Origin of the sequence: Bifidobacterium sp. UTCIF-38 (assembly GCF_006454495.1) — a bacterium.
Taxonomy (GTDB): Bacteria; Actinomycetota; Actinomycetes; order Actinomycetales; family Bifidobacteriaceae; genus Bifidobacterium; species Bifidobacterium callitrichos.
Genome location: NZ_JFAL01000028.1, coordinates 80,820 through 93,537 on the forward strand (window position 1 = coordinate 80,820; position 12,718 = coordinate 93,537).

Below are 12,718 nucleotides of genomic sequence, written 5' to 3' on the forward strand. Positions count from 1 at the left end.
TTTCGCCTGCACTTCGGCGCGCTCAGCCCATCCGTACGATGTGCGCGCCGAGCGCTTCGACGATGTCGTGGTGGTGGGTGGAGATGAGGACCGTCTTGCCGGCCTCGACGTAGGCCTTGAGGACACGCACGACCAGCGCGGTGTTCTCCACGTCGAGGCCGTCGGTCGGCTCGTCGAGCACCATGAGATCAGGGTTCAGCGACATCACACAGGCGACGGCGACGCGCTTCTTCTCCCCGCCGGAGAGGCGGTAGGGCGCGCGATCGACGAATCGTTCCAGGTCGAACAGCCGGATGATGTCATTCACGCGACGTTCGACCTCCGCATCCGGTAGACCCATCTGCGTCGGACCGAACGCGATCTCCTCCCCCACCGATGGGCAGAACAGCTGCGTATCGGAGTTCTGGAACACGAAACCGATGCACTGGTGCAGCGCCTTGGCGAATCGGCTGTTGCGCTTTTCGACCTCGACTCGCGTGACGGGCGTGCCGCCGAAGCGGTATTCGCCGGCGGTCGGGAATTCAAGCGCGTTGATGATGCGCATCACCGTGGTCTTGCCGATACCGTTGGGCCCCAGCAGTGCGACGCACTCGCCGCGATTGACCGTCAAATTGAAGTCGTTGAGGACGGCGCGACGGCCGCTCGCACCGGCATCACCTGCGACGTCGCGGTACGCGAAGCAGACATGCGACAACTCGACTAACGGATCCCCGTCAAACATCATTCCTCCAGTCTAAGATCCCACCACCTCTGGCTCCCCTTGTCAGGGGAGCTGGCCTGCGAAGCAGGTCTGAGGGGTAGTCCGTTCATCGATGGATTGCCGGTGCGGAATGCCCTTTATCCGCAGTAGACGGCGAACGCGATCATCGCCGCGATGACGAGCGCGTAGATCGCGTTGGGTACGGTGACGAGCGGATCGCGGCGCACATGGTAGTGGCCGTCGAAGCCGCGGCAGACCATCGCCTCAGCCATCTGCTTCGCCTGTGTATTGGCACGCAGGAACAGCGCGCCCATCACGCGGCCCGCGGACATGAGCTTGTGCGAGTCGCGGCCGACGCTGCGCAGTCTCAGCGCGTCGAGCAGGGAGACCATCGACCGACCGAGGATGTCGATGAACTGCACGGTCACATCGCACACGTAGATCACCGAATCGGGGCAGCCGACGCCCTTGAGCCCGGCGATCAGGCGGTTCCACGGCACCGTGCGGGCGAGTGCGATCACCAGCGACACGGCGACGAACGCCTTGACGACGAGTCGCACGGGCGCACTGTACTGGCCGATGAACACGCTCGGCGCAGAGAGGATGAAACTCAGCACGCACACCGCGAGCGCGGGTTTGACGATCGCGACGATCATGCGCGCCGGGCGCATCGCCAGCATGACGAGCACGACGGCGAGCATCACGTATGCGAACAGCATGTTGCGCGTTGCGTTGACGCACACGATCGCGGCCGGCACGCCGATGATGCGCAGGGACGGCGATACCGCGCACAACGCGCGGTCGACCGGACTGTGCGTGACCGGCAGCGGGGCGCCGACCTGTTCGAGCATCCCGCCGAGGTGGGCGAGATTGTGCTCGATGAACGACGAGCGGTCATCGACCGGCTCGTACCGTTCCGGCTCCCCCAGCCACGCGGGAAGGGACGCCATCAGGCGATCACGCCTTCGCCCCGACCGCCTTGCGATCACGCACGGCGAGGGCGAGCAGGCGGAAGACGATGGTCATGACGGCGATGCCGATCACGGCGGACAGGATGTAGCCGACGATGTCCGGCAGTCCCGCGAGCGAGTAGTCGGGCAGCAGAGCGTTCCACGTGAAACCATGCGCGATGTACTGCGGAACATAGTCAAGTCCGGTGGCTGCCATGAAGTCCTCGGCACCCCACTCGCCCCACGCGTCGCCGGTGGCGATCAGTCCCAGCGGAGAAAGCAACGCAACGACGCCGAGCGCGATCCATGCGGAGGTGCGCAGACCGGAATGGGCGGAGGACGCGGGTCCGTCGGACGTCGTCACACGCGCGTTGGCCTCGATGATCTCCGGAGCGGTGCGGCGCACGAATTCGACGACGACCACCGTCACCAGGCCTTCGACCACGCCCGCGACCGCGAGGTGCGGGATGAGCATGGCGGGGATCGTCACGGTGAAGGAGAACGGGAAGTAGAGCGCCTGGCCGGCGGCGTCACGGAACAGCAGCGGCTGCACGCCAAGCTCGAGCGCGACGCAGAACGCGGCGAGCGTGATGCCGATGTAGCCGGCGATGAACTCGGCCACGCGTTCCTTCCAGCCGTCGGGAAGAATCTTGCGCAGTCCGACGTACAGGCCGTAGGCGACGAACGGCAGGACGAACGCCATGTTGAAGCAGTTGGCGCCGAGCGTGATGAGTCCGCCGTCGCCGAAGAGGAGCGCCTGCAGCAGCAGCGCGACCGACACGGCGACCGTCGCGTACTGGGGGCCGAGCAGCAGGGCGATCAGCGCGCCACCGACGCCATGCGCGGTGGTGCCACCGGGGGTCGGCACATTGAACATCATGATGAGGAACGAGAACGCGGCGCCCGCGCCGAGGTACGCCATCTTCTCCGGGGTGCTGTTGCGGATCACGGAGCGGAAGCACAGCACCCAGATCGGGATCATGATCACCCAGAACACCGCGCCGGTGGACGGTGAGATGAAGTTGTCGGGAATATGCATCGCCAACGTCACGGATTGCGGGTCGTACAACATGGCAGCCTCTCTCTCGTCCACATCGTGGACATTGCTGATGAAGAACGTTGCAGCGCAGTCGAAAAGACCATTCGACCTTGCGTTGCTGGGAACGTAATATCACATGCGCGTTGCACCATGTAAACGACGACCCCACACAGGTTGCAAACATTGGCAACACGCCGATTACAAGCGTTTCACCGTCACGCCAAAATCGCGATTCAGAGGACTTCTTCCAAAGTATTTTCCGGATTTTCCATCATGCGCTCGTTACATAACGACGCATCGAGGACCCTAGACTGAGTGTCCGTACAGCGGACATCCGGCATGACGATCACGGCAACGTGAGCCCACGCACACGAAGTATCTCGTCACGCCGCATGAACCGCATGACACTCACGATAAGGAGGGCGGATGATCGCCAAGGAGATCACCGGCAACATCATCAGCCAGCACTACGACGACGGCAAACTCGAGGTGCCGGTCGCCTTCGACTGGTTCGAAACGGACAAGAAGCGCATGATGAAGATCGCCGAGGACGGCACCGAACTCGGCGTGATGGTCGGCCAGACTATCAAGGACGGCGACGTGCTCGCCGAGACCGCCGACAAGCGCTATTTCGCGCGCATCCGCACCGCGCAGCTCATCGAGATCCCGGTCGACTCGATGAAGGAGATGGGTCGCCTGTGCTTCGAGCTGGGCAACCGTCACCTGAGCCTCAAGGTGGAGGATGACCGCGTGCTCGTGCCGTACGACCACCCGACGATGGAGTACACGAAGAAGATCGGCTACGAACCGCACATCATCGAGGGCGGCTTCGACGGATTCCTCATCGTCAAGGCGCACGCGGGCACCGGCACGATCATCCCCGGCACCAACAAGACCACGGGCGACGTGGCCGAGGAGGAGCAGGAGGCCGAGGCCGACGCCGAATACGAGCTCAACGGCGTACTGCATCGCCCGGACGGCTCGCACAGCCACGACGGCGGCCACACCTGGCACACGCACTGAGCCACGTCCGGCACCTTCCATTCCGATCTCCCGATCCGAGGCACCATCGATGACCATGAAAAACGCCGACATCGAGGCGCTCAACGACGCGCAGGCGCGACACCTCGCCATGCTGCAGGTGTGCGACAGCGTGTTTCCGGTGGGCGCGTTCGCGCTGTCCAACGGCATGGAGACGTTCGTGCAACGCGATTTCCTGCGTCGCGGCGCCGACTTCGAGCAGTACGTGCGCGATTATCTGGCCGTCGCCCCGTACAAGGAGATCGGGCAGATGGTCCTCGCCGGCAAGTACGGCACCGATAAACGCATGTCGGCGGCCGGGCTGGAGCGCAAGGTGATCGCGCTGGACGAGCTCGCGTCGGCCCTGCAGTCGGCGCGCGAGATCCGCGAGGGCAGCGAGCGCATGTGCACCCGTCTGCTCAAGCTCGTCCGCCAGATGGACGCCGCCCACGAGACACGGGATGCGCGCGACGGCGTGATCATCGCCGTGCATGAGCACGTCACCGAACGCCACCGTCTGGAGGGCGCGACCGACGCGCTGTACGGGTCGCCGAAGCTTGACCTGTACGCGCGACTCATCGCGTCCGGACGGTGCCGCGGCGTCCATGCGATCGCGATGGGTCTGTACGCGGCCGACCATGCGGCCAGCGTGCGCGAGGCCGCCGTCACCTACGGCTATTCGCTGCTGAGCGCCCTGACGATGTGCGCCGCGAAGGCGATCCCCTTAAGCCAGTACGTCGGTCAGGTGGCCCTGCACGACTCGTTCCCGCGCCTCATCCGCGCCGTGGACATCGCCCTGACCCTGAAACCCGAGGATCTCGGCATCTCCGGCGCCTACCTCGACATAGCCGCCATGCAACACGAAACCCTCTACTCCCGCCTCTACATGAGCTGAAATCACCAAAGGAGAAACCAATGTCCTACGTACGTATCGGCATCGCCGGCCCCGTCGGCTCCGGTAAGACCGCCCTCATCGAGCGCCTCACCCGCAAGATGGCCGACGAATACAGCATCTGCGTCGTCACGAACGACATCTACACGAAGGAGGATGCCGAGTTCCTCATCGAGCACAGTCGCCTCGCCCCCGATCGCATCGTCGGCGTCGAGACCGGCGGATGCCCGCACACCGCGATCCGCGAGGACTGCTCGATGAACCTCGAGGCGTGCGAGGAGATGGCGCGCACGCATCCGGACGTGCAGATCATGTTCGTCGAGTCGGGCGGTGACAACCTGTCCGCGACGTTCAGCCCCGATCTGGCCGACGCGACGATCTATGTGATCGCGACCGACGAGGGAGACAAGATCCCGCGCAAGGGCGGCCCGGGCGTCACCCGTTCCGACCTGCTGGTGATCAACAAGGCGGATCTGGCGCCGCTGGTGCACGCCGATCTGGACGTGATGGCCCGCGATTCGGAAAAGATGCGCAACGGCCGCCCGTACATCTTCACCGACCTGATGGGCGGCGCAGGCGTCGACGACGTGATCGCGTGGATCAAGAAGAACGTTCTGTTCGAAGGCGTGTGATCCGGGAGTTTCCATGGGCAGTAGCACTTTTCGTTTGGCAACCGCGTTCCGGCATGGGCGCACGAAGATCGACGACGTGTATTTCGAGGCGCCGTTCAAGCTGATGACGCCGTTCACGAACGGCCGTCACTCCGATTTCATCGTGATGCTCGCCTCCCCCGGTTTCCTGAAGGGCGATGAGGCGCATATCGAGATCGATTTCGGCCCCGGCACCGATTCGACGATCCGAACGCAAAGCTACGAGAAGGTGCTGGACACGGCCGACGGGTCGGCGTCGCGCACGATCGAACTGACCGCGCGAGGCGACGCGAAGGCCGTGTTCCTGCCGTTCCCGGTGATCCCGTTCCGCGGCAGCACGTTCTCGAACCTGACAACCGCGCATATCGCCCCCGAGTCGACGTTCGTATACGCGGATGTGGTGACGTGCGGTCGCGTCGGCATGGACGAGCGGTGGGCGATGCGCCGGTTCACGAACCGCATGCGCGTGTATGTGGGCGACCGTCTGGCGTTCGCCGATCGCATGCTGCTTGAACCGGACGCGTTCGACTACACGGGCATCGGCATGTGGCGCGAGTTCACCCACTGCGGCGTGCTGTACGCGCACCTGCCGGAGACGGATGGCGAGGATGGCAACAGAGCGGACGACGAGGCAACGCGGATCGCGGCCGAGGACGCGCTGATCGACCGCATCCGCTCGCACGCGGACGCGGTCGGCCTCACCGGCGAGCTGGGCGTGAGCCGCGCAGTGAACGGCGTGTGCGTGCGCCTGCTCACCACGCGCGGCGACGACGCCTTCGATTTCATCAAGGACGTCGCCGACCTGGTGGTTGAGGGGTGACGGCCACCGACAATACCTCGATGAGAGATATGTCACAATCATAGCGTTTTTCAGCTCACTTTCAGATTTCCCCTATTTCCCTTCCAGATCGCGATAGGTATCGTGACGTCGTCAGAACGCGTCAACGGCTCACGCAGTACCATGCAGCACGCGTTCCACAGGGCTTCGCCATGATGTATCCGGCATGCCCGACTAGGCGTTTGTATCACATGTATGAAGGGGATTCATCATGAAGGCAACCATCACGAAAGCGGCCATCGCCGCGATCGCGGGACTGGCCATCGTGGCCGATGCGTTCCTGCTGTTCGTCAAGCCGCATCTGGCCCAGCAGGGAGCATCCAGCACTCTGGCCCAGTCGCCCCAGTCCGGCACCTCGGGATCCGGATCGTCGGGCGGTGCCAACGACTCGGGCACCTCGTCCGGGGATTCCTCATCTTCCGCGTCGTCCGGCGAACTCAAGGACGGCACGTACACGTCCGTCGCGTCGCCGAACGCGTACGGCGAGATCCAGCTGCAGGTCACCGTCAAGGGCGGCAAGATCACCGACATCGCTACCGTCAAAATGCCGACCCACGGCCGCTCGCAGTCGGTGAATGCACAGGCGATCCCCGAGCTGACGGACCGGGCGATCAGCGCACAGAGCGCCGAGATCCAGTTCGTCTCGGGAGCGACCGAAACCTCCACGGCGTTCGTCAACTCGCTGCAGGACGCCATCAACCAGTCGCTCAACGCCGGCAAATGACGTCGACAAAGCCCCCTGAGGGATACCGGACATGACATCACACTGACTCCGGACACTCAAGATATGGCACCCACATCATCTCTCCCGACCATTAGAGCGCGCGTCATCCATGCGATGACCATCCCGTTCACCATTCAGCTGGCCCACACGGCCGATGCCGGCTCGCACGATACCGACCCCGACAACGACCGGATCTCCCCGATCACCAAGGACTCCCCCGCGTCCCATCTCGACGCCCTGCTCGACGAGGTCACGCCGCGCATCGCCGCATTCCTCGCCGATGTCGACTCGACGTTCTCCCCGTTCCGCGATGACTCCCAGGTCACGGCGGCAAGACGCGGCGATTGGTCGGCGCTGCTGCATCCCGGTCCGCTCGACAGCCGGCCCGTCACCGCGTTCGCCGAGATCTACGCACTCGCGCAGCAGGCCAAGGCCCTGACCGACGGGCATTTCGACCCGATGCACGCAGGTGTCTATGACCCGACCGGCATCGTCAAGGGCTGGGCCGTGGAGGAGGCGCATCGCCGATTCCTCAAGCCGCTGCTCGATGCCGGACGGTGCGAGGCCGCGGCGATCGGAGGCGGCGGCGATATCCAGACCGGCGTGAATAACGACAGTTGTTTCACGTGGAACATCGGCGTCGCAGACCCCTTCTCACCCACACACGACGCGACCCTGCGCACGATCACCCTGCGCAACGGCGGCATCGCCACGTCGGGCACGTCCGCACGCGGCGAACACATCACCCGACGTGCGCACGATCTCACACAGGTCACCGTCGTCGACGATCACCTCACGTTCGCGGACATGTGGGCGACGGCCGCGATCAGCGCCGGCGAGCGCGACTTCCGCGCGATGATCGCCCGCAACGACGTCGCCCGAGCGACGCTCAAAGCGGTGCTCGTGCGCGCGGACGGAACGATCGCCGAGATCACGCCGGAAACATCACAAACAACGAAGAGAGACATCAAGGACCGATCATGAAATTCCTCACCTCGCATATCGCCCTCGCATGGGCCACGGTGCTGTTCATCGTGCCGCTGCCGTTCCTCGCGACGCTGGCCGCGGGCTATCCGGCGCTGTACGCCGATACGCTGTTCGGCGCGGAGATCGGCGTCGTCGCGTACACGTGGATGCTGGCGGCCGTGTATCTCGCGTGCCGTCCGCGCTGGGTGGACCGCACGGTCGGCCTGCCGCACATGTACATGATTCATGGCGTGCTGGCGATTCTGGCGATCGCCCTCGCGTTCGTGCACCAGTCGCTGCTGCCGGGCGCGGGCGCGCTGATCAGCCTGACCGGGCACACGGGACTGTATCTGTTCATCGCAGTGGCGGTGTGGTCGCTGGTGTTCATGGCCGGGTGGCTGACGTCACGCGTGGCCTGGCTCGCCAAGGTCAAGCGCGCGTTGGAACGGCTGTTCCGTCACGAGATGAGCGTGTGGCTGCACCGGCTCAACTTGGTGGCGATCGCGCTGATCGTCATCCATGTGCATGTGATCGACTACATCGCGTCGAACCGCCCGTTCCTGTTCCTCTTCGACGCGGCGACGATCGCGGTGTTCGCCTACTACGTGTGGAGTTCGGCGAGCCGTCGCGCGTTCACATTGCGCGGTCGCGTCGCGTCGGTCCGTCCGATCGCGCCGCGCGTGACCGAACTGCGTATCGCAATCGACGATTCCGGGCGTGCGACAGCGTCCGGGACGAGTTCCTCGATCCGTTGGAATCCGGGCGATTTCGCGTTCATCTCGTTCCCGGGCGTACGCGGCATGCACGAGCTGCACCCGTTCTCGCTGACCAACTCATATGCGGGCGATGGACGGGAAACGTCCCGCCAGGCCCCGGTCATGTCGTTCGCGATCCGCGCCGACGGCGATTTCACCTCGAAGATCGCCTCGCTCAAGCAGGGCGAACGCGTGCGCATCGTGCCGCCGTACGGCCGTTACGCCGAGTTCATCAGGGAGCATGACGCGCAGTCGTCCGCACACTCCCCCACTCCGCTGGTGCTGATCGCCGGCGGCATCGGCGTCACCCCACTGATCGGCGTGCTCACCGCGTACGCGGGTGCGGCGGGAACCGGCGCGAACACGGCCCCGACCGCCTCCACCCCGCGCATCGTCGACTTTCTGTACACCGCGCGATCGGATCGCGACTTCATCTACCGCGACGAACTGGAACGGTTCGGCGCCTCGTCGCCGAACACGCGCGTGCGGCTGAAGACCGGCCACGCGGATGAGGCGTTGATCGCGCCGATGATCCGCCCGGGCGCGATCTACCTGATCGCCGGCCCGATGCCGATGATGGACGCGGTGCGCGAGATCCTCGCCAAGCACGGCGTCGCATCCACCGACATCTACTACGAACCCTTCGCGATGTGAGCCCCGGCGCAACTTTCAGAACAGGAAGTAGCGCTGGGTGAGCGGCAGCTCGTACGCCGGATCGGAGTGGACGAGCTCGCCGTCGACCGTCACCTGGAACGTCTCCGGGTTGACCTGGATGTCGGCGAGTGTGTCGTTGAACTTCAGGTCCTTCTTGCCGATCGTGCGGCATCCGCGCACCGGCAGCACCTGACGCGCCAGGCCGAGCTTGCCCTTGATGTCGTCGTCGACCGCGGCCTGCGAGACGAACGTCGCGCACGAGCTCGACAGCGCACGGCCCAGCGCGCCGAACATGTCGCGGTAGTAGACCGGCTCCGGGGTCGGGATCGAGGCGTTCGCGTCACCCATACGCGAGTAGGCGATCGTACCGCCCTTGATGACCATCTCCGGCTTCGCGCCGAACATCGACGGCTGCCAGAGCACGAGATCGGCCATCTTGCCGACCTCGATCGATCCCACGTAGTCGGCGATGCCGTGCGTGATGGCCGGGTTGATCGTGAACTTCGACACGTAGCGCTTGACGCGGAAGTTGTCGTTGCGGTTGTTGTCGTGCTCGTCCTCCGGCAGAGGTCCGCGCTGCTTCTTCATCTTGTCGGCGGTCTGGATCGTGCGGGTGATGACCTCGCCGACGCGGCCCATGGCCTGCGAGTCGGAGCTCATCATCGAGATGATGCCAAGATCGTGGAGCACGTCCTCCGCGCCGATCGTCTCGGGGCGGATGCGCGAGTCGGCGAAGGAGATGTCCTCCGGCACGTTGCGATCGAGATGGTGGCAGACCATCATCATGTCGAGATGCTCGTCGATCGTGTTGCGCGTGTACGGCATCGTCGGGTTCGTGGAGCTCGGCAGCACGTTCGGGAAGCCGGCCACGCGGATGATGTCCGGGGCGTGGCCGCCGCCGGCGCCCTCGGTGTGATAGGTGTGGATCGCACGGCCCTTGAACGCGGCGATCGTGTCCTCCACGCAGCCGCCCTCATTGAGCGTATCGGTGTGGATCGCGACCTGCACGTCCATATCGTCGGCGACGCCGAGGCAGGTGTCGATGACTGCCGGCGTGGAACCCCAGTCCTCGTGGATCTTCAATCCCGCGGCGCCGGCGCGGATCTGCTCGCGCAGCGGTTCGGGGCTGGAGTCGTTGCCCTTGCCGAGGTAGGCGATGTTGACCGGCAGCGCCTCGGCCGCCTCGATCATGCGGGCCAGGTGGAACGCACCCGGGTTGCAGGTGGTCGCGTTGGTGCCGTCGGCCGGGCCGGTGCCGCCGCCGACCATCGTGGTGACGCCGCCCGCGAGCGCGGTGCGGATCTGCTGCGGGGAGATGAAGTGGATGTGCGTGTCGAGGCCGCCCGCCGTGACGATCAGGCCCTCGCCGGCGATCGCCTCGGTGCCCGAGCCGACTTCGAGGCCGGGGGTGACGCCGCTCATCGTCTGCGGGTTGCCGGCCTTGCCGATCGCGCTGATCCTGCCGTTTTTCAGGCCGATGTCGGCCTTGTAGATGCCGGTCCAGTCGACGATCAGCGCGTTGGTGATGACGGTGTCGGGCGATTCGGCGTCGAGTTGGACGCTGGACTGGCCCATGCCGTCGCGGAACGATTTGCCGCCGCCGAACTTCAGTTCGTCGCCGTAGTGCGTGTAGTCCTTCTCGACTTCGATGACGAGGCTGGTGTCGCCGAGGCGGACGCGGTCTCCGGTGGTCGGGCCGAACATGCCCGCGTAGTCCTTGCGTGTGATGGTCTTGCTCATGATGTGTGTCCCGTTCCTGCCGATGTTCCTGCCGATCGAATCAAGTCTCAGATGCCGAGGAAGCCCAGTTCGTGGGCCTTCCTGAACGCGGCCTCGCGCACCTGCGGGTCGTCGAGCCGGCCTTCGACGAGCGCGCTGAAGCCGTGGATCTCGCGCGTGCCGCCGATGTCGATCAGGCGCACGCGATGGGCCTCGCCCGGCTCGAATCGCACGGCGGTGCCGGCGGCGATGTCGAGTCGCTTGCCGTAGGCGGCCTTGCGGTCGAACTTCAGGTACTTGTTGACTTCGAAGAAGTGGAAGTGGGAGCCGATCTGGATCGGGCGGTCGGCGGTGTTGACGACGTCGAGTTCGATGGCGTCCTTGCCGTCGTTCAGGGTCAGGTCGTCGTCCGCGAGCAGATATTCGCCGGGAACGAGCTTCTCGGTCGATTCGATCGGGTTGTGGATCGACACGAGCTTCGTGCCGTCGGGGAACGTGGCCTCCACTTCGACGACCTCGAGCATTTCGGCGACGCCGTCCATCACGTCCTCGGGCTTCAACAGCGTGCGCCCGTAGGACATGAGTTCAGCGACGGTCGCGCCCTCGCGTGCGCGTTCGACGCATTCGGAGGAGATCAGCGCGATCGCCTCGACGTAGTTGAGCTTCACCCCCCGCGACTTGCGGTCCTTGGCGAGCTGTCCCGCCAAATACAGCATGAGCTTGTCGGTCTCCCGTGGTGTCAGTCTCATCAAGGCCCCCATCGTCCGTATGGTCGTTGCGTGCGTCTCACGAATCGGGCACATTCTACGGCCGCTACAAGAACGATATGTTTCGCCGTCTCGTTCCCGTGGAACGCGCGAACGGGTGCGTCACGCCGTGGGCAGCAGGGCGTGCAGTACGGTCATCACCACCAGGCCGATGATCGCGGTGACGGTCAGCGAGAATCCGGCAAGCTTCGCATTGCCGGTCAGCGAATCGGTGAACTTGGTCGAGAAGATCGTGACCGGGGCGAACGCGCCCAGCACGATGATCTCGCGGATGCGCGCGTCGAACGGCAGCAGGAACCACGCGGCGAGCGCGATGATCACGCCGAACACCGCACGCCACGCGATCACCTTCGCGAGCTCCACCTTGTCCTTGCGATTGTCGGGCACCTCCATCATGAGGCCGATCATCGCCATCGCGCAGAACGCGTTCGCGTTGGCGAACGGCGTGATCAGGGTGACGATCGGCTGCGGGATCGTGACGTGCAGGAACATGAACACGAGCATCAGCATGTAGATGTCGAACGAGATCGACCCGAGGAAGTCGCGGGCGATGTTGCGCAGCCGAAGCCGCCACGGCAGGGCCTTGAAGTTGTCGTCCATCTTGAGCAGCGTGCGCGTGATCGTCAGCGACCCGGCGGTGGCGACGGTCGCGTTGCCGATATCGAGCATGATGATCGGCAGGCCGGCGGACGCGCCCATGAACGTCTGCACGACCGGCAGGCAGAACGCGCCAAGGTTGAGGCCGGACGCGTTGAGCATCTGGAAGGCGCGGTAGTTGCGTTCGTCGCCGCGCGAGCCGAAGTAGACGACGAACAGCGGGATCAGGCAGGCGAAGAAGCCGAACAGCACGATCCACAGCATGCGCATGTCATGCTTGTTCGTCGCGAACGACAGGATGATCGCGCAGGGCAGGGTCAGATTGAACACAAGTCCCTGCGCGACCTTGTAGTCGCGTTCGCCGAACACATGCAGATGCTTGAGCGCGTAGGTGCCGACGATGACCAGCAGCAGGGAGCAGGCTTGGAAGAGCATGCTCCCGTTCTA

At 64.7% G+C, this 12,718-nt stretch carries 13 protein-coding genes; 7 read left to right on the plus strand and 6 right to left on the minus strand.

The window, feature by feature from the left end; genetic code table 11:
• Positions 1 to 22: 22 nt before the first annotated feature.
• The 3 genes from BW11_RS10075 to cbiM all read right to left on the minus strand — a co-directional run bounded on the left by BW11_RS10075 (position 23) and on the right by cbiM (position 2,722).
• Positions 23 to 724 carry an energy-coupling factor ABC transporter ATP-binding protein gene (locus BW11_RS10075; protein WP_219846755.1) on the minus strand — a complete coding sequence of 234 codons (702 nt, stop codon included), beginning with the start codon at positions 722 to 724 and terminating at the stop codon, positions 23 to 25.
• 113 nt (positions 725 to 837) lie between these two features.
• Complete coding sequence (locus BW11_RS10080) at positions 838 to 1,650, minus strand: energy-coupling factor transporter transmembrane component T (RefSeq protein ID WP_140445606.1); 813 nt, start codon at positions 1,648 to 1,650, stop codon at positions 838 to 840.
• Positions 1,651 to 1,657: 7 nt separating this feature from the next.
• Complete coding sequence (gene cbiM, locus BW11_RS10085) at positions 1,658 to 2,722, minus strand: cobalt transporter CbiM (RefSeq protein ID WP_219846756.1); 1,065 nt, start codon at positions 2,720 to 2,722, stop codon at positions 1,658 to 1,660.
• Between the two features lie 393 nt (positions 2,723 to 3,115).
• Between cbiM and BW11_RS10090 the strand changes: the two genes are divergently transcribed.
• From BW11_RS10090 to BW11_RS10120, 7 genes are all read left to right on the plus strand, one after another.
• Complete coding sequence (locus BW11_RS10090; protein WP_140445607.1) at positions 3,116 to 3,712, plus strand: urease accessory protein UreE; 597 nt, start codon at positions 3,116 to 3,118, stop codon at positions 3,710 to 3,712.
• 49 nt (positions 3,713 to 3,761) lie between these two features.
• Positions 3,762 to 4,604 carry an urease accessory protein UreF gene (locus BW11_RS10095; protein ID WP_258184657.1) on the plus strand — a complete coding sequence of 281 codons (843 nt, stop codon included), beginning with the start codon at positions 3,762 to 3,764 and terminating at the stop codon, positions 4,602 to 4,604.
• Between the two features lie 20 nt (positions 4,605 to 4,624).
• Positions 4,625 to 5,233: an urease accessory protein UreG gene (gene ureG / locus BW11_RS10100; RefSeq protein ID WP_107042125.1), complete on the plus strand. Its 609-nt coding sequence runs from the start codon at positions 4,625 to 4,627 to the stop codon at positions 5,231 to 5,233.
• Between the two features lie 34 nt (positions 5,234 to 5,267).
• On the plus strand, positions 5,268 to 6,071 hold the full coding sequence (locus BW11_RS10105; RefSeq protein ID WP_258184658.1) for an urease accessory protein UreD: 804 nt from the start codon (positions 5,268 to 5,270) through the stop codon (positions 6,069 to 6,071).
• Positions 6,072 to 6,300: 229 nt separating this feature from the next.
• Positions 6,301 to 6,813 carry an FMN-binding protein gene (locus BW11_RS10110; protein WP_140445609.1) on the plus strand — a complete coding sequence of 171 codons (513 nt, stop codon included), beginning with the start codon at positions 6,301 to 6,303 and terminating at the stop codon, positions 6,811 to 6,813.
• A gap of 63 nt (positions 6,814 to 6,876) precedes the next feature.
• A complete protein-coding gene (locus BW11_RS10115) occupies positions 6,877 to 7,797 on the plus strand; it encodes an FAD:protein FMN transferase (RefSeq protein ID WP_140445610.1) in 921 nt (306 codons plus the stop codon).
• A complete protein-coding gene (locus tag BW11_RS10120; RefSeq protein ID WP_140445611.1) occupies positions 7,794 to 9,188 on the plus strand; it encodes a hypothetical protein in 1,395 nt (464 codons plus the stop codon). The genes BW11_RS10115 and BW11_RS10120 overlap by 4 nt, the downstream gene beginning before the upstream one ends.
• Positions 9,189 to 9,203: 15 nt before the next feature.
• On the opposite strand, the gene ureC is transcribed toward BW11_RS10120, so the two are convergent.
• From ureC to BW11_RS10135, 3 genes are all read right to left on the minus strand, one after another.
• Positions 9,204 to 10,928, minus strand: coding sequence for an urease subunit alpha (gene ureC / locus BW11_RS10125; RefSeq protein ID WP_140445612.1), 1,725 nt, complete (start codon positions 10,926 to 10,928; stop codon positions 9,204 to 9,206).
• 47 nt (positions 10,929 to 10,975) lie between these two features.
• Positions 10,976 to 11,656: an urease subunit gamma gene (gene ureA, locus BW11_RS10130; protein WP_140445613.1), complete on the minus strand. Its 681-nt coding sequence runs from the start codon at positions 11,654 to 11,656 to the stop codon at positions 10,976 to 10,978.
• Positions 11,657 to 11,776: 120 nt separating this feature from the next.
• Complete coding sequence (locus tag BW11_RS10135) at positions 11,777 to 12,706, minus strand: AEC family transporter (RefSeq protein ID WP_140445614.1); 930 nt, start codon at positions 12,704 to 12,706, stop codon at positions 11,777 to 11,779.
• Positions 12,707 to 12,718 lie beyond the last annotated feature (12 nt).